The 17,324-nt window shown below is 45.0% G+C and carries 15 protein-coding genes; 12 read left to right on the top strand and 3 right to left on the bottom strand.

The features are described 5' to 3' along the window. The first annotated feature begins 106 nt into the window (after nucleotides 1-106). On the top strand, nucleotides 107-1,633 hold the full coding sequence (locus EWM62_RS01280; RefSeq protein ID WP_129874832.1) for an alpha-L-fucosidase: 1,527 nt from the start codon (nucleotides 107-109) through the stop codon (nucleotides 1,631-1,633). Then, nucleotides 1,633-2,529, top strand: a complete 897-nt coding sequence (locus EWM62_RS01285; RefSeq protein ID WP_238989252.1) for an SMP-30/gluconolactonase/LRE family protein — start codon at nucleotides 1,633-1,635, stop codon at nucleotides 2,527-2,529. Before EWM62_RS01280 ends, EWM62_RS01285 begins: the two co-directional genes overlap by 1 nt. Nucleotides 2,530-2,614: 85 nt before the next feature. Here EWM62_RS01285 and EWM62_RS01290 read toward each other — a convergent pair whose 3' ends face one another. Next, nucleotides 2,615-3,790 carry a glycosyltransferase family 2 protein gene (locus EWM62_RS01290; RefSeq protein ID WP_129874834.1) on the bottom strand — a complete coding sequence of 392 codons (1,176 nt, stop codon included), beginning with the start codon at nucleotides 3,788-3,790 and terminating at the stop codon, nucleotides 2,615-2,617. Next, nucleotides 3,787-4,710 (bottom strand): glycosyltransferase family 2 protein, encoded by a 924-nt coding sequence (locus EWM62_RS01295; protein ID WP_129874835.1) that lies wholly within the window; start codon nucleotides 4,708-4,710, stop codon nucleotides 3,787-3,789. Before EWM62_RS01295 ends, EWM62_RS01290 begins: the two co-directional genes overlap by 4 nt. A 58-nt stretch (nucleotides 4,711-4,768) precedes the next feature. On the opposite strand from EWM62_RS01295, the gene EWM62_RS01300 reads away from it, so the two are divergent. From EWM62_RS01300 to EWM62_RS01325, 6 genes are all read left to right on the top strand, one after another. Next, on the top strand, nucleotides 4,769-5,269 hold the full coding sequence (locus EWM62_RS01300; protein ID WP_129874836.1) for a hypothetical protein: 501 nt from the start codon (nucleotides 4,769-4,771) through the stop codon (nucleotides 5,267-5,269). A gap of 9 nt (nucleotides 5,270-5,278) precedes the next feature. Beyond that, nucleotides 5,279-6,412, top strand: coding sequence for a fused response regulator/phosphatase (locus EWM62_RS01305; protein ID WP_129874837.1), 1,134 nt, complete (start codon nucleotides 5,279-5,281; stop codon nucleotides 6,410-6,412). After that, on the top strand, nucleotides 6,412-6,753 hold the full coding sequence (locus EWM62_RS01310) for an STAS domain-containing protein (RefSeq protein ID WP_129874838.1): 342 nt from the start codon (nucleotides 6,412-6,414) through the stop codon (nucleotides 6,751-6,753). Before EWM62_RS01305 ends, EWM62_RS01310 begins: the two co-directional genes overlap by 1 nt. Nucleotide 6,754: 1 nt before the next feature. Further along, the gene (locus tag EWM62_RS01315) at nucleotides 6,755-7,291 is read left to right on the top strand and encodes an ATP-binding protein (RefSeq protein ID WP_129874839.1); all 537 of its coding nucleotides are present in this window, start codon (nucleotides 6,755-6,757) and stop codon (nucleotides 7,289-7,291) included. Between the two features lie 65 nt (nucleotides 7,292-7,356). Beyond that, a complete protein-coding gene (locus tag EWM62_RS01320; protein WP_129874840.1) occupies nucleotides 7,357-7,827 on the top strand; it encodes a response regulator transcription factor in 471 nt (156 codons plus the stop codon). A 115-nt stretch (nucleotides 7,828-7,942) separates the two neighbouring features. Next, nucleotides 7,943-8,482 carry a DUF4199 domain-containing protein gene (locus tag EWM62_RS01325; RefSeq protein ID WP_129874841.1) on the top strand — a complete coding sequence of 180 codons (540 nt, stop codon included), beginning with the start codon at nucleotides 7,943-7,945 and terminating at the stop codon, nucleotides 8,480-8,482. 55 nt (nucleotides 8,483-8,537) lie between these two features. On the opposite strand, the gene EWM62_RS01330 is transcribed toward EWM62_RS01325, so the two are convergent. Beyond that, a complete protein-coding gene (locus EWM62_RS01330; protein ID WP_129874842.1) occupies nucleotides 8,538-9,518 on the bottom strand; it encodes a phytanoyl-CoA dioxygenase family protein in 981 nt (326 codons plus the stop codon). A 122-nt stretch (nucleotides 9,519-9,640) separates the two neighbouring features. Here EWM62_RS01330 and EWM62_RS01335 point away from each other — a divergent pair, with 122 nt between their 5' ends. The 4 genes from EWM62_RS01335 to EWM62_RS01350 all read left to right on the top strand — a co-directional run bounded on the left by EWM62_RS01335 (nucleotide 9,641) and on the right by EWM62_RS01350 (nucleotide 17,324). Beyond that, entirely contained in the window at nucleotides 9,641-10,498 is an 858-nt protein-coding gene (locus EWM62_RS01335; RefSeq protein ID WP_129874843.1) for a helix-turn-helix domain-containing protein, read from the top strand. 128 nt (nucleotides 10,499-10,626) lie between these two features. After that, nucleotides 10,627-12,123, top strand: a complete 1,497-nt coding sequence (locus EWM62_RS01340; protein WP_129874844.1) for a glycoside hydrolase — start codon at nucleotides 10,627-10,629, stop codon at nucleotides 12,121-12,123. Nucleotides 12,124-12,237: 114 nt separating this feature from the next. Beyond that, entirely contained in the window at nucleotides 12,238-13,800 is a 1,563-nt protein-coding gene (locus tag EWM62_RS01345) for a cellulase family glycosylhydrolase (protein WP_129874845.1), read from the top strand. Nucleotides 13,801-14,066: 266 nt separating this feature from the next. Beyond that, nucleotides 14,067-17,324: a SusC/RagA family TonB-linked outer membrane protein gene (locus EWM62_RS01350; protein ID WP_129874846.1), complete on the top strand. Its 3,258-nt coding sequence runs from the start codon at nucleotides 14,067-14,069 to the stop codon at nucleotides 17,322-17,324.

Raw genomic sequence — 17,324 nt, forward strand, 5'->3', positions numbered from 1 at the left:
AAAGAAATAGGCCGCTCTGCCAATTATTTTGTGTTGAAATGTTAGATTTGATTTCGAATTTCGGATTTTCAATTTCGAATTTATTGCCTTATATAGAAGTAACCCTATGAAACGTTTATCGCTGCTTTTTACGCTATCAGTGTTAACCTTATGCGCTTTTGCACAGCCCGCACCAAAACCTTATGGGCCATTGCCTACCCAAGGCCAGTTAAACTGGCAGGAAACGGGCATGTATTGCATTATTCATTGGGGGGTAGATACTTATACCGATAAGGAGTGGGGCTATGGCGATGAAGGCCCCAAGCTGATCAATCCGTCAAATTTTAGCGCTATGCAGATTGTGGGCGCGGCCAAGGCAGGCGGCTTTAAGGGCGTTGTTGTAGTAGCCAAACACCACGACGGCTTTTGCCTATGGCCGACCAAAACTACCAAGCATAATATCAGTAATAGTCCGTACAAAAACGGCAAAGGCGACATTTTACGCGAATACCGCGAGGCCTGCGACAAACTGGGCATGAAGATGGGCGTTTATTGCTCGCCCTGGGACAGGAACAGTCCGCTGTATAGCAAGCCGGAATACGTAACACAGGTTTATCGCGAGCAACTGAAGGAATTGTACAGCAATTACGGCCCGCTGTTCATCTCGTGGCACGATGGCGCCAACGGTGGCGATGGCTTTTACGGCGGCGCGCGCGAGGAACGTAAGATAGACCGCTCTGTTTACTACGGCTGGGACGAGACATGGGGCATCACCCGCAAAATGCAGCCCAACGCTGTGATTTTTGGCGATGTTGGCCCGGATGTGCGCTGGGTAGGTAACGAACGCGGACAAGCCGGCGAAACCAGCTGGGCCACTTATACGCCCCATGCACCCGACGAAGGCAAAAAACCGGGTAACGGCTATGTGAAAGATTATGAAGGCACCGACGGCCACCGCGATGGCCAATACTGGATGCCCGCTGAGTGTGATGTTTCGCTAAGGCCGGGCTGGTTTTACCACAAACGGCAGGACGATTCAGTGAAAACACCGCAAGCTTTATTGAACCTGTACTATCAAAGCGTTGGCCGCGGCGCGGCGCTTGACCTTGGTTTATCGCCGGACAGGACGGGGCAATTATTTGAAAATGATGTGAAGTCCCTTAAAGCATTTGGCGATATACTAAAACAAACTTTTGCAGTTAATTTGGCTATGGGCGCAACCCTAACCGCAAGTAATACAAGGGGCAATAACAAGGTGAAATTTGGCGCGACAAACCTGCTGGATAACGACAGGTACAGCTACTGGGCTACTGACGATAAGGTGAAAACGCCGCAATTGGTATTGAACCTGCATCAGCCAAAAACATTTGATGTGATACGCCTGCGCGAGAACATTAAACTGGGCCAGCGGATAGAAGAAATAGCCGTTGATGCCTGGCAGGATGGTAAATGGCAGCAGATCGCTAAAGCTACAAGTATTGGTGGCAACAGGCTGATAAAATTAGCGCAGGCAGTTAAAACCAATAAGGTGCGGCTGCGTATTACCAGGTCGCCGGTGTGTATCGCGCTGAGCGATTTCGGGCTTTATAAAGAGGGTAAGTTAAACGATGTTGCATCGTTAATGGATAACCAATCGGGTAAAGCTTTTAAATGATGAATTACAGGATAATCACAGTTGTTCTTTGGACGATCTTTGGCGTTTCGGGTGCGGTTTTTGGGCAGGAAAAGCCGCTTTTTAACGCTAATGAGAAACCGCAACTTATCTCCAAACAATTCGCTTTTACCGAAGGCCCGGCAGTGGATAAAGCGGGCAATGTATTTTTCACCGATCAGCCTAATAACAAAATCTGGAAGTATGGTATCGATGGCAAGCTATCCATATTTATGGATAACGCCGGCCGGCCAAACGGGATGTATTTTGACCATAAGGGCAACTTAATTGTTTGTGCCGACGAACATAACCAGCTTTGGCGGGTTAGCGCCGATGGTAAGGTAAAAGTGCTGCTAAAGGAACTCAACGGCAAACTGCTTAACGGCCCTAATGACCTGTGGGTTGATAAGAAGGGCGGCGTTTACTTTACCGACCCATACTACAAGCGCGATTACTGGAAACGTACACAACCTGAACTGGAAGGGCAGAAGGTTTACTACTTATCCAACAGTTCGTTACAGCCCGAGATAGTGGATGAAACCCTGAAGAAGCCAAACGGTATCGTAGGCACACCCGATGGCAATTACCTGTACGTGGCCGATATTGGCGATAACAAGATCTACAAGTTCAATATAGATACCGACGGCACTTTAGACGACCGCCAGGTGTTTGCCGAACAAACCGCCGATGGCATCACCCTTGATGAACAGGGCAACCTGTATGCCGCCGGTAATGGCGTCACCATCTACAACCCCAAAGGCCGGAAGATAGCCCATATCGATATCCCTGAACCGTGGACGGCCAACGTTTGCTTTGGCGGCATGAACAGGGATGTGCTGTTCATCACCGCTTCAAAAGCGATCTATACGATGAAGATGAATGTGAAAGGGGTGGAGTAAACTTTTAAAACTGTGCAAACGCACAATGCATGTCGTCGATTAGATGCTTCACTATCGTTCAGCATGACAAATATGGCTACCCCGGTTAAATTTTCCTCTGCGCCTTCTCCCAAACCGAACTTTGCCGGGTAGTGAAGTAGCGGACGATACCCGCTATCACCGCGTAATTCATTACACAAAAATAATAGGGGATAAACAATATTTTAATACGGATGTGGCGCTCTTCCATAATGTAGCCAAGGATGGCTAACGAATAAAACAGCACCTGCCCGCCAAATAATACTTCGTAAATAACGCCCTTGCCTGCAAACGCTATAGCAAAGTTGGTAATGAATGCTAATATCAGGAAGAAGGGCGTAACCGTCCACCGCAGCACGCGGTGACTCACATATTGGAACGACAATACCGGGAACTTAAACGGCAGCAGCAAGGCCTTTAAACGCAGGATAGACTGGATGCCCCCGGCCGCAATGCGAATTTTCCGTTTTAACTCTTCCGATACATTTTCGGATGCGGTTTCCAGCGCGTAGGCTTCGGGTTCGTAAATAATGCGGTAGCCTTTGGCGGCTATCAGCATCGATATCATAAAATCATCCAGCACGGTATCGGCGGGTACATCCTGGTATAGGCTGCGCCTAACGCTGAACAGTTCGCCCGCGGCACCCACCACAGAGTACAGTTCCGAATCCCATTTCTTCAGCGCCGACTCATACTTCCAGTAAAAACCTTCGCCCGCTGCACTGGCATCGGCGCTGGCATCTATCTGTACCCGTTTTTCGCCCGCCACAGCGCCAACGGTTTTATCGCTGTAATGGCGGCAAATGCGGGTAATGGCTTCGGGGTTTAAAAAAGTATTGGCGTCGGTAAATACCACCACTTCGGTATCAACATATTCCATTGCGCGGTGTACGGCGGCTATTTTGCCGGCGCGTTCCGGGCGGTGCAGCAATTGAATCTGCGGGTGTTGTGCAATTATTTCAGCTGTACGGTCGGACGAGCCATCAGTCACAAAGACAAACTTCAGCTTGCCTTCGGGATAGTTTAGCTGCAGGCTGTTGGCAATTTTCTGCGCTATAAAATGCTCTTCGTTGTAAGCGGCAACCACAAGGGTGCAGGTAGGTAGCTCATCATCGGCAACAACCGGTAAAACAGGCTTGCCTTTAATAGCCCGTTTTATCTTAATGATAAAATACAGCAGGAAGCCATAGCCAACAAAGGTGTAAGCAGCAATAAAAAGGCTTATCCAAAAAGCAATTATCATGAAACTTTATTGATAGTAAAACCCAGTTCGGTACTGTGCTTGCTATGGGTCATGTTCCACCAAATGGCACGGAACAGGATGTTGATAAAATTGTATTTCTTCTCTTTTACATAGCGCAGCAAATTACGCGGCACTACCATCAATACAAAATAAATATAGAAAACGAATGCCTTAAAAGCAGGCGCGTTATGGCGGATGAACAGGATGCGGTTGCGGTTCATAAAGTACTCTTTAAATGCGCTGTTCTTGCCCACCGTCATCGATTCTTTGTGGTAAATAACCGCATCGCCACGAACCCAGGCCTGGTAACCCGATCTGTTGATGCGTTCGCCCCAGTCAACTTCCTCGTAATAAATAAAAAAGTTATCGGCCATTAATCCGGCTTTTTCGCAAGTCTCTTTTTTTACCATCATGGCGCCGCCGTGGCAGTAACCGGTTTGGCCAAGCAGATTATCGTACTGTCCAACATCCTTTTCATTTTTGCCGACAGCCCGGTTACGGCAGGTATAATAATCAACCTGGGTAAAGCCAACGTACTGTATAATGCTCCTGTCGAAATCGTAAACCAGTTTTGGCGATATAATGCCAACATGGGGGTGTGTATCTAAAATATCAACCAGTTTTTGCACCAGGCCGGGGCTAAATTCGGTATCGTTGTTCACCAAAAAATAATACTCGCCTGTGGCTTGCGCAATGCCAATGTTATTACCGCCCGAGAAACCCAAATTGCTTTCTGAACGTATAAACTTAACATCGGGATATTTACCTGTCCACAGTGGGATGGGGTTTACAGTGCTGCCGTTGTCAACTACAATTACCTCAAGGTTTTCGTAAGTATTTGTTGCGGCTATTGATATTAAAAGCTCTTCTGTGATTTTATCCTGGTTGAAATTTATGGTTACAACAGATACTTTTTTCATGCAGTATATTTTAATGCCATAATATTAGTAAAAGTTACGCATTTATAATCATTTAAAGTTGAAGGATAAAGCAGTTATTAACGAAGCCGCGTTACTTGATCAAAAAGCTGATGAGTTAGTAGCTTTGCTTCAGCATAGGGTTATTAATGCCCGGCAGGCAAAAGCTATACAGCACAAAATAAACAAAGCCCTTGACGAGGCATCGCTGCCAAAAACCATCGGGGCCTTTGCCGAACTGGATACCGACCGCGACCGGCTCGACCTGCTGAACGATTTTGAACTCCTGCTGTCGCAGCACCAGCTGGATACCGATGATTCAAAAAAATACCTTACCCACGAGCGGGTTAAAAAATCGGTTGTTGTAATTATAGGGATAGTAATGATAACGCTGGGTATGGCCATGATAATTATGCCCGCGCCGCCTTATTTTGAAATGTTTACAGTGTTTTATTTTAACGATAACGACGGCGTTACCCTGATGGACCTGATAGCATTGCTTATTGTATTTACAGGTGTATATTTGTTTTTAAGCTCGCTGCTAAAAAAACGTACCGCATAACCCTTACACATGCCCGTATCAAAAAAGATCCTGTTGGTTGATGATAACCCCTTTGTTTTAGAGATGATGGGTAGGGCCTTAAGTAAAGAAGGGTTTTACTGCATGAAGGCCATATCGGCAACCGCCGCGATGGAAATATTAACGCAGGAGCGGCCGGATATTATCTTGTCTGATTATCACATGCCCGATATCGACGGTTTCGCGTTCAGGCAAAGCCTGATAGCTACGCCGGAGTTTAAGGATATCCCTTTTATGTTCCTTACATCGGAGGTTGATAATGATGTGATGCTGGAGGGGATAAACCTGGAAGCGGTAGATTACATACTGAAGGACACCCCGCTGCCCGTAGTGGTATCAAAAGTAAACAACTTTTTAAACACCGTGCGCGAGCAGCACGAGCGAACCCTGAAGGAACTTAGCGTAGCCGCTATGGCGCTTAACCTGCATTCGGTGCCGCAAAAGCTGCCTGTTATAAATGGTTTCGGGGTTGATTTCTGGCATAAATCATTTCAGAACTACCCCGGTGGTGATTTTATAGATTTTATTACCATTGATGAGCGCTGCACCTTTGTAGTTTTGGGCGATGTGATGGGGAAGAAGTGGGGCGCCTGGTATTTCTCGTTCGGGTTTTTAAGTTATATCCGGGCGGCGGTGCGTATCTGCATCTCCGAAGGTAACTTCTCTACCAAAAACATCCTGCAAAAAATAAACGCCGTGGTATACCATGACCCTGTGGTGAATGATGTGCTTTCGAGCCTGTCGTTGCTGATGATAGATACCAATAAATCAACGATCACCTATTCGGGTGCGGGCGACCTGCCATTGCTGTATTACAACAATGCGGGCGAAAGCCTTGAACAGGTCAAATCTTCGGGCATGTTGCTTGGCCTGATGCCCAATGGCGATTTTGATGAAATAACCTTAAAATTAAAAAAAGGCGACAGCCTGTATATTTTTACCGATGGTATTATTGATTTTGAAGGCGGGGAAGGTAAAAAAACCGATTATAACACTTTTACACAAGCTATAGAACCATACCTGAACAAGCCCTTTGCCGATTTTAAAAACAGCGTGTTTATAAAGGAGAAAACGGCCGCGCATATTGACGATTGCAGCTTAATTTATTTACAAAAAACAAGTTAATGATATTAGTAACCAACACACATAAGGATGCTCTGATAGCCGGTATACAGGTAAAGGAAGCGAATTTAACCGTATCAGATGGCTTTAAAAACGAAATGACCGCGCTGATAGACCAGGACAATAAATACATTGTGGTGGATTTTGAACAGGTAATATACGTGGATAGCTCGTTTTTGGGTGCATTGGTGTCGGCGCTTAAATATGCCATTGCTAATAAAGCCGAGATAGTAGTGGCAGGGTTAAATAAAGATGTTAGCGGCCTGTTCCAGCTGATACGGCTGGACAAGGCATTTAAGATCTATGTGTCTGCAGCAGAGGCCGCTGATAACAAAGCACAATAATATGCCCGGTACTGTATCAAAAAAATATGTTTTCAATAATAATGCTGATGGTATGTACCCATTGGTTCTTACCATTATTGAAGATCTGGGCCAGATCAATGAGCATACCGCCTTCAAAGTTAAAATGATATTGGTAGAACTGATCACAAATTCGCTCAAGCATTCCGGGCAGGGCGATACTACTATAGCCATAACTGCATCAGGCAATATCATCACCATTAAAAAAACAGATACAGGCAACGGCCTCGCCGTGCGTTGCGGCAATAATTTATTAGAGTGGCCCTTGCCCGGCAAGCACCACGCCGGTAAAATTATTACTGTTTACAACGATAGCAGCGCTGTTTTGAAGGCAAAGCTGCATAATAATTGTATGCTGCTATTTTTTATAGAAGAAACCGAAGAAACCGACCCAATTGATATCAATAGCCTGGCCGAACATTTTGGGTTGATGATCATTACAAGGGCGTGTGATAAGTTTGAGTACGGGTTTGATATCGATACATGTACAAACTCTTTTACGGTTAGCCTCACCGTCTGATTTAAATATCACCTTTTGAAATGCGCGTTAAATTGTCTTATTTTAAAGATACAAACAGAGCGTAAATGACTTTGAACTTTTGGGCGCGAAACCGATCGGTAATATTATATGGCGTATCGCTGGCCATTCTATTATTTTTAATGAAATGGCTGGAGTGGCGGTTCATAATTGTCGACTATGCGTTTGAATTATACGCAGGTGCGCTGGCCGTTATATTCACCGCCCTTGGTATCTGGCTTGCCACCAAATTAACAAAGCCAAAAACCAATACCATTATTGTAGAAAAAGAAGTAATGGTAACAAACGGTGATTTTGTTTTGGATGAAAAGCAACTTGCCGGACTGGGCATAAGCAAACGCGAACTTGAAGTGCTGCAGTTAATGGCCGAAGGCTTAAGCAACCACCAGATAGCAGGGCGTTTATTTGTATCGCTTAATACCATTAAAACCCACTCATCAAAAGTATTTGAAAAGCTGGAAGTACAGCGCCGCACCCAGGCGGTTGATAAGGCCAGGAGGTTAAACCTTATTCCCTGATATTTTCATGCTTTAGTATGAAAGGTGGTGTTATTGGTAAAATCACCCTAAAGTATGAGCTAAAAAAGAAAGCATTGGGCCAATTTTGAACCATAAACTTAAAACCAATATTTCGATGAAAAAAAATGTAATTAAGTATGGCTTATTGGCCGGCCTGATAGTATCGGTATGGATGCTGGGCAGCATAGCATATTGCTACTCTACCGGTAAGTTCGAGGGCAGTATGATATTGGGCTTTGCCTCTATGATCATCGCATTCGCGGTAATGTACCCCGCTATAAAAAACTATCGCGATAAGCAAAATGGGGGTGTAATAAGCTTTGGCAGCGCTTTTAAAATGGCACTGCTTATCGCCTTTATAGGGTCCACCATATACGTAGCTGTTTGGCTGGTAGATTATTACCTGTTTATACCCGATTTTATGGAAAGGTACAGCGCCCACATTATTGAAAAGGCGCAAAACAGCGGGGCAAGCGCAACAGAAATTGCCGCCAAAGTAAAAGAGATAAACTCCATGAAGGGTTGGTACGATTCATTTATCGGGGTTGTACTGATGACCTATATGGAAATATTCCCGATAGGTGTTGTAGTATCGCTGATAACGGCACTTATATTAAAACGGAAAGCAAACAACGGCAGTGTGGCAGTTGCCTGATCTGTAGATACACATAAAATAAAAGGCCCGGACAAAATGCTCCGGGCCTTTTATTCTACCATCTATCCAACCCAAGTAACTTCCTGCCCAATGGCGAAAGCGTTGCAACCGGGTTCTTTTTCTCGCGTTCCATCGGGTCGCCGGGGAAAGCGTAGCCCTGCATGGCCTCTCGGCTTTGCCAGCTGTTTATGCGCCATTGCCTTAGCTCTTCGTTATCTTCCTGCGCAGGCATCATGGCAATATATTGGGCAATACGTACTTTATTACCACTGGTATTGGCGCGGATGCCGTGTGGCTCCAGGCTGTTAAATATCAGCAGGTCGCCGGCTTCCAGTTTTACTTTTTCGATATTAAAGCCGGCGGTATCGGGCTTGTAATGGTCGCGGTCATCCGGTTGGGTAAGTTTCCATGTATCGTAAGTGCGGTATAATTCTGGCACGCACTGAAAACCGCCCATGGCTTCGTCGGTCTGGTCGGCCAGGGCCAGTACCCCCTGTACATTTTGCGGGCGGCTCTCGGGATCGTAATCCCAGTGGATAAAGCCTTTATACTCAAAGCCCGGCCTTAACGGGAAATTTAAGTTGGCGCGGTCTATGGTTACCCAAAGTTTTTCGGTGCCCCAAACGTCGGCAAATGCCTGGTGCACCTTCTCCATCTGTCGGTTATCCCACATAAACTGGTGGTTATAGATCTCAACCATGCCGGTATTGTTAAGCTCGGCCATTTGCATTTGGGCGTTGGGTTTTTTATACCAGGTCTCTATATCGTTGGCATCTTTACCTTCGTACTCCCAAAGGTAACCGGCCAGCTTTTTAACTTGTTCTTTAGGTACGGCGTTTTTGATGATCACATAGCCATTATCAACCCAAAACTGCCAGTCAGCCTCGCTTAATACCTGCAGTGGTTTACCGTTGCTGCGGTCGTTCAGTTTTATCTGGCTGCTTGTAGCGGTTGATGGGTTGCCGGGTATAACTTTATGCGCCTCGTTGGCTTTCATGGCCGGTGCCATAGTTGGTGTCATAGTTTCAGCTCTCATAATATTTATTGGTTTGATATAACAAATGTACACGTGTAAATAGAAACGGATATCCTGTGCAATGACAGTTATTTGCTCTGTATTGATATAATAATTAACTTTATCAATATATTTAACACAATATGGCGACGAATGAGATCCAGTTAGAACGAGTGGAGTTTGAACCGGGAAAATCCTTCAAGCTGTTTTCGCCGCGCTTGCGTAATACCTTTCTGTGGCATTACCATCCCGAAATAGAATTGGTTTATGTAGAAGCCGATGCGGGGATCCGCCATGTGGGCACGCACATTTCCACCTATACGCAAAGCGACCTGGTTTTTATCGGCGGCAACATCCCGCACCTTAATTTTGATTACCGGCTGCGGAGCGATTATCACCAGATAGTGATACAACTGCGTACCGATTTTTTAGGGGCGGCTATTGGCACATCGCCGGAGTTTGCCGCGCTGCACCGCTTATTTAAACAGGCCGACCGTGGTATTGCCTTTACCGGCGAAACCAAAGCTATTGTTGCAAAGCGCCTGAAACAGCTGAATGGCCTGAACTCGTACCGGCAACTAATAGAGCTGATAGATATTTTTAACCTGCTTGCCCATTCGGCAGATACCGAGATACTGAACACCGACCAAAGCAGCAAAGCGTTCATCCTGAAGGATAAGATTAGGATGGGCGCTATTTATGAATATATAGATGCCAATTACCATAAAAAGCCCGATGTAAATGTAGTGGCAGCCAGGGTTAACCTTACCACAGCCGCTTTTTGCCGCTATTTTAAAAGGCAAACAAACATAACCTTTACCGATTTTGTGAACCAGTACCGCATAGAACGGGCAAAAAATTTACTGATGCAAGGCAGCAACATTACCGAAACCTGCTATGCGGTAGGGTTGGAGAGCATATCGTACTTTAATAAATTGTTCAATAAAATTGTGGGGCAAAACCCCTCAGGCTTTAAAAAAGACTGGCTAAATATCCAGTAGCCATAGTGGCATGATCCATCAACACAGCATAGGGATACCAACACAGTATAGCACAGGATACCCGGGTTACTGATAGTCAATAGGTTTGTTAAAGTGTACTAACGACATTTTATAAACCTGCATACACTATGATCAGAGCTTTTAAAAACTCCCGGCCTATCTTTGCCGGCTGTGTACTTATTTTCATACTTTTTGCATCCATACTTAGTGCGTGCAGCAAAAAGGATGTTAAACCTGCCCCGCCGGGCGTAACAGGTACCAAACCCGTAGTAGTGGTAGTTAAAGACACTACCGTTTCAATCTCTATAGATCGCAGCCAAAAATTACAGCAGATTGATGGCTTTGGCTTTTTTGGCGGCAGGGCACCCTGGTGGGCAGATGCAAGTGAAATATACAGTGATGATTGGGCCAACCAGGTAATAAACGACCTGGGTATCACCATTTGGCGAAACGAACTGTACTCTGATTCCCCTGACCAAGACGCTACATGGGATAAGCAAAGGCCGGTTGTAGAAGGCCTTAACAAAGTTGCTAAAGCAGCTAAAGTACCGCTTAAGTTTATTTTTACGGTATGGTCGCCGCCGGCAAATTTAAAATGTAAAATAGGGGCTGATAATAAACCTATATCCGGTACTCCAAACCCAACAGGCACCAAAAACGGTGGCGCGCTCGATCCTGCAAAATATACCGAGTATGGCAATTATTTAGCCAATGGCTTACAGCTTTACAAGGACGCGGGCGTAAATGTGTACGCGATAAGTCCGCAAAACGAACCGCTTTTTGTAGAACCGTACAATTCCTGCGTTTATAACAATATGGATGGTTCGTATGCCGCCATGCTTGCCAATGTGATACCTGTGGTAAAATCTAAATTTCCCGGGGTAAAAGTTTTTGGCGCCGAAAATATGCTGGATATGGAGGGAGGTAAAGACCGGCAATACTTTTACAATACCAGCATCAAAAACAGTCCGGACGCTTTAAAAAATATTGATATATGGGCGATGCACGGATACACAGAAGGTATCAATCCGTCGTCGGGCAGCGTGTTGGAAGGACTTTGGAATACCGTAAAAACAGAGTACATAACACCTACTCAAAAGCCCGCATGGATGACAGAAACATCCGGTTATGATGATAATTGGCTTAAAACAGGTAAATCGCCGGGCGCTATGGACCTTGCCTCAGATATCCAGTCGGCATTGTATTACGGGCAGGCATCGGCGTGGGTATGGTGGGAAGCCAGCGATAAGAATATCAACGAATACACGCTAATGGCTGCTAACATAAAAGGTAAAAAGTATTACGCATCTAAACACTTTTACAGGTTTATCCGCCCCGGCGCCAGAATGGTAAAGTTAAACTTCAAAAGTACTGACCATGTTACCGCTACCGCGTTCGAGAATACACAGATGAACTCATTTACCATTGTGCTTATCAATTCATCAGCCAATAATGTTAAGCTCGATTTGAACGGCGATAACCTGCCTGATAATTATGATTACTACTACACCACATCGGCAGTGGGCGATAACTGTAAAAAGAAAGATGGCAGGGTGAAAAAGACAGACATTGTTTTGCCACCATACAGTGTGGTTACCCTGGTAAACGGTAACGTGTTTGAGTAAACGGAAGTTAAATAAAAAGCCCTGGCAATACAGCATAGCACAGGATACCCGCGTTGCTGATTGTCGATAGGTTTGTATAAACGTACCAACGACATTTTATAACCTACATACACTATGATCAGAACTTTTAGAAACTGCCGGCCGGTTTTCGTCGGCTACGCAATTATTTTTATGCTATTTGCATCCGTAATAAGCGCCTGCAGTAAAAAAGATGTAAAGCCAAAATCAACTCCTACTGGTGGTGGCGAAATAGTGGACCCACCTGTTGTTAAAAAAGTATTTACGATAAAGGATTCCCGGATCATCGGGCCCGATGGCAACGAATTTATCCCCATTGGTATAAATGTGAACGGGCCGTACTGGCCGTGGCAACACCCAACTATTCCTGATGTACCCCTGATTGCCGACACCTGGAAATTTAATTCGGTAAGGCTTAATTGCTGGCCCGAGTTTAGCACCATAAACCAGAACAATACCGATATGGACGGCATTATAAAAGCCTTTACCGATAAAAAGGTTGTTGTAATGATTGAAGAACATAACTGGACAGGTAAATACCCTACATCTTCAGAACTTGCTACACTATCGGCCTGGTATAAAGATCTTGCCGTTAAGTATAAAGATAACCCTTATGTGTGGTTCAATATCATGAACGAGCCCGGCCAAAGCGGAGGAGATGTGCCTGCCGAATGGTTAAGCGACCACGAAACAGTTATCAAAACCATCAGGGATGCCGGTAACGATAACATTATTGTGTGCGATGAGCATGGTTACGGACAGGGCAACGGCTATAATGGCGGAACCGCAAAAAGCGGGATCCTGACCTACGGCCCAACCCTTACAAGTAAATACAAAAACATTATGTTTTCGGTGCATGCTTACGAACTGTGGGTATATGGCGACCAAAGGATGAACGACTATATTAATGATGTTACTGCAAAAAAGCTTGCCCTGATGGTTGGCGAATTTGGTGTTGGCAGCGATATAGCAAGCGCGGTAGCTACCACTGTTTACAAAAATGTTGTAGCTAAAAAAATTGGCCGCTTAGGCTGGCAGTGGGATGGCGTAGATATTCATAAACTAACCACTACAGGCGGTGGCGGCGGTTATGATATAGATAACACATCGGGTGCTAAGCCGGGTAATTTAAGCTTTGTGGGCAACCTGCTTTGGCTTGATACCCACGGGGGCGTTAATATCAACGGCCCCGAAGTTGTACCGCCCGCGGTATTAGCTTCCAATCTGGATTTTGAGGATGGCAGCCCAACAAACAACGCATCGTTAAACACCAGCTGGATAAACTTTGGCACCGCCAAACTTGATAATACCGCGGCCAATGTTAATCATGGCGCATACTCTGCCAAAATACCTTCGGGCAGCGCGGGTGGGGCAGGGCAGGTAATTTACCTGCAACCGGGCGCTACTTACAAAATTACTGCGTGGGGCAAAAACAGCGCTGCTGCAAGCAGCCCAAGCAGCCTTGGTATAAAAACCACCAGCACACAAGGTGGCGCCGAAACCCAAATCGTATCTCTTGATTTTACCGCAGCGGCAGGCGAAACCAAAACAGCCACATTTACCGCCCCGGCCACGCTGGCAAGCGTATTTATGTTTATTTACAAGAACGATACTGGTGTAGATTTCTGGCTGGATAACATATCAATAGTAAAGCAATAATATATTAACCAACAAAGAATTTTAGTGGTATTTGATAAAGTTGACCTGATTTAAGACGAATGTGTCCCGGGGTGAGATACGGGGCGCATTTTAAAATCACCAAAACAACATGGTGCAGCCCGGTATCAAATATAAACAAGCACTTGTAAAACAGTACAGCATAGGACAGTACAGAAACCGGAGAAGCTATCCTTATCCTTGACATAGTATAGTACAGTTAAAAAGAACTTACATAAACCAACCAACAACTTAATTAATCAAACGTTATGAGTAAAAATTTACTTCATCCATCCTGCTACAGGAAAATTTTAATGCTATGCCTTGCATTCATGTTTTCTGCAGCGGCTGTTATGGCCCAGGGAACGTCTGTTACCGGTAAGGTAACGGATAATACAACTAAAGAACCGTTACCCGGTGTTTCAGTTGCTGTAAAAAGCAGCAACGGCCGTGTAGGTACAATTACCGATGCAAACGGTAACTTTACAATAAACGCCGCGCAGAACGATGTACTGATAGCTACCAGCGTTGGTTATGCACGCGCCGAGGTAACCGTAACCGGCAGTACCGTTAACATAACCCTTAATTCAGAATCAAAAGCGCTGAGCGATGTAGTGGTTATTGGTTTTGGTTCGCGTAAAAAGAAAGACATAACCAGTGCAATATCCACAGTAGGATCTGCTGATATTGATAAAAGCACGGCACTAAGCCCCGAACTTGCCCTGCAAGGACAGGCCGCGGGTGTTAACGTAACATCGGCAGGCAGCGACCCAAGCGCACGCCCTACCGTACGTATCCGCGGTATATCTACATTTAACGCTGCCGATCCTTTATATGTAATTGACGGTATCCCGTTATTAGAAGGCGGCGCCGGCGCCCTGGTTGACCCAACCAACGGTCCTACACTGCGCGGTACGGTTAATATCTATAACATTATTAACCCAAATGATATCGAATCGATCTCGGTGTTAAAGGATGCTGCGGCAGCTGCCATTTATGGTGTACGCGCTGCAAATGGTGTAATTTTGATTACTACCAAACGCGGTAAAAAAGGTACCCTTCGCATTGATTTTGATGCCCAGGCGGGTAAACTTAGCGTACCGAAAACGTACGATGTTTTAACCACCCAGCAATACACCAAATACTATACCGATGCTTATAATGCTTATCCGCAATTAACCGGCACAACACCGGTGCCTATCGGCAATTCAGATTATTTTGGTGCTTTCTTTGACCCTGCAAGCCCTAAATACATTGGCAACATGCCTACCTACGATTGGCAGAACGAGCTACAGAACAAAAACGCCAGCCTGGTTGATTATAACGTAAGGGCAAGCGGTGGTTCTGATAATACCACCTACAATTTATCTGCCGGTTACAGCCGTAACGATGGCGCTTTTAAAGGCGTAACGGCAAACCGCTACACCGTAGCAAGTAACGTCGACTCAAAATTTGGTAAGTATATCGAGGTAGGTTTAAACTTACGCCTGATACAAGGTAAATCGTACACCGGTGCGCTTGATGGTACTACCAATAATTTGGGTGTATATAAAGCTGCCCCGTTCCAGCCAATATATGGTAATGGCCCTAATGGTTATGCGCCTTTATATACTGTAAATGCGCCTATTACACCCTCAACTTTTAATATCTCTAAAATTTATGGCGTACAGTCAACTGCTATAAATAATTACCTGGGTATGCTGTCGCTAAACACGGCTACAAACAATAACCAGTCGGTAATAGGTACAGCGTTTGTACAAATAACACCTGTAAAAGACCTGCGGATACGGGGTACGTATAGTGGCACACAGTTCCGGGTAGGCCAGGAAAGCTATCGTGATTTTAACTCATGGCAATTTAGCGAAACACCTAAAAACCCATATGATGGCTTTGCAAATCCACCGCTTGGTTCTACACCAAACGCATTGGGTATGATCAATAGCGTATCAACCAGTATACAAAAAACCATTAACGTTAATTATTTGCGCAGCTTTGGCGAGCATAATTTTGATATAACCTTTGATGCTTCGCAACAAAGTTTAAAATGGACATCAAACGGCCAAAACGGATCAATTTATACAACCGACCCGGCACTACGTTATTATGGTACCAGCCCCGATAGCAAAAGCTATTACAGTAATAATGCAAACAACGTGGTAATTGGCCTTTTAGGAAGAATTAGCTACAACTACAAAAGCAAGTATTATATAGATGCGGTTTACCGTAACGACAGGTCATCAAAATTTGACCTCGACCATAATGTTTCTAACAACTACGGTATATCCGGTGCATGGCGCATAACATCCGAGGATTTTATGAAGGGTGTAACTTGGCTTAACGATTTAAAATTACGCGCGGGTTACGGTGGTTTAGGTAACGATCAAACCACCGCAGGCTGGCAATTTCAATCAAACGCGGGTACACCGATACCATCGTATAACTTAGGCGATGTACAGGCAAGCAACCCCGGTATTGCGTTTGTAAGCTTCCCTAATAAAACCCTTACCTGGGAAAATAAATATACAACCAACGTTGGTTTCGACGCGGTGATGTTTAACAACTCGTTTAACTTAACTGTTGAATATTACAGGGCAGTAACCAAAGGTATAATTCAGAGCTTTGGATTGAACCCGATCACCGGTATACAAAGGCCTGTTGATGATAACCTTGCGGATGTATTGAACCGTGGTTTTGAAGTTTCGGCAGGGTATAATAAAACCATAGGTAAAGTTGGCTTTAATGTTTCTGGTAACTTAACAACTGTACACAACGAAGTACTGAAATTAGCGGATAACAATGCGATAAGGGGTAGTGGATACTCGCTTGAAGTAGGGCAGCCAATTGGTTATTTATACGGTTATAAAGTTGGCGGTATTTTCCAGAACCAGGCTGATATAGATGCTTACACTGCAACAACTACCGATCAAAGCACCAAGCAGCAAAAACCGGGCGATATTTACTTTCAGGACCTGTACGGGTCGCCCGCAGTTGGCAGTACCGCGCAAAATCCTGAAAAAGACGGCCTGGTAAACTCAAACGACCAAACAAACATCGGTAACGTGATACCTACATTTTACTATGGCTTTACCCTGGGCCTTAACTATGCAGGCTTTGATGTTTCCGCGTTCTTCCAGGGTAAGGGTGGTTTCAAAAAATATAATTACGCACGTGCTGCCGGCGAGACCGCAGGATATGGGCGTAACTTATTTTCATCGGTATTAAACGCCTGGACACCATCTAACACCAACACAGATGTGCCCAGGGCTGTATACCAGGACCCTAACGCGAACGGGCGTTTCTCTGATCGTTTTGTTGAAAGCGGCGCATACCTGCGTTTCCAGAACCTGACTGTTGGTTACACTGTACCAAAGGCATTCCTTAGCAAAACCAATTTAATACAAAATTTAAGAATTGCGTTTACAGGCATTAATTTACTTACTGTTACCGATTATACCGGTGTTGACCCTGAAAATGATTTTTCACCAAGTACGCGTCAGTTCCTGTTAAGTTTAAGAGCATCATTTTAA

This window comes from Mucilaginibacter terrigena (genome assembly GCF_004168255.1).
Taxonomy (GTDB): Bacteria; Bacteroidota; Bacteroidia; order Sphingobacteriales; family Sphingobacteriaceae; genus Mucilaginibacter; species Mucilaginibacter terrigena.

Bases quoted from the DNA above. Each gene is read 5' to 3' on its own strand.
- EWM62_RS01325 (WP_129874841.1), top strand. From the start codon at position 7,943: ATGAAAAAAAATGTAATTAAGTATGGCTTATTGGCCGGCCTGATAGTA.
- EWM62_RS01310 (WP_129874838.1), top strand. From the start codon at position 6,412: ATGATATTAGTAACCAACACACATAAGGATGCTCTGATAGCCGGTATA.
- EWM62_RS01320 (WP_129874840.1), top strand. From the start codon at position 7,357: ATGACTTTGAACTTTTGGGCGCGAAACCGATCGGTAATATTATATGGC.
- EWM62_RS01290 (WP_129874834.1), bottom strand. From the start codon at position 3,790: ATGATAATTGCTTTTTGGATAAGCCTTTTTATTGCTGCTTACACCTTT.
- EWM62_RS01330 (WP_129874842.1), bottom strand. From the start codon at position 9,518: ATGAGAGCTGAAACTATGACACCAACTATGGCACCGGCCATGAAAGCC.
- EWM62_RS01305 (WP_129874837.1), top strand. From the start codon at position 5,279: ATGCCCGTATCAAAAAAGATCCTGTTGGTTGATGATAACCCCTTTGTT.
- EWM62_RS01335 (WP_129874843.1), top strand. From the start codon at position 9,641: ATGGCGACGAATGAGATCCAGTTAGAACGAGTGGAGTTTGAACCGGGA.
- EWM62_RS01280 (WP_129874832.1), top strand. From the start codon at position 107: ATGAAACGTTTATCGCTGCTTTTTACGCTATCAGTGTTAACCTTATGC.
- EWM62_RS01340 (WP_129874844.1), top strand. From the start codon at position 10,627: ATGATCAGAGCTTTTAAAAACTCCCGGCCTATCTTTGCCGGCTGTGTA.
- EWM62_RS01295 (WP_129874835.1), bottom strand. From the start codon at position 4,710: ATGAAAAAAGTATCTGTTGTAACCATAAATTTCAACCAGGATAAAATC.
- EWM62_RS01315 (WP_129874839.1), top strand. From the start codon at position 6,755: ATGCCCGGTACTGTATCAAAAAAATATGTTTTCAATAATAATGCTGAT.
- EWM62_RS01285 (WP_238989252.1), top strand. From the start codon at position 1,633: ATGAATTACAGGATAATCACAGTTGTTCTTTGGACGATCTTTGGCGTT.
- EWM62_RS01345 (WP_129874845.1), top strand. From the start codon at position 12,238: ATGATCAGAACTTTTAGAAACTGCCGGCCGGTTTTCGTCGGCTACGCA.
- EWM62_RS01350 (WP_129874846.1), top strand. From the start codon at position 14,067: ATGAGTAAAAATTTACTTCATCCATCCTGCTACAGGAAAATTTTAATG.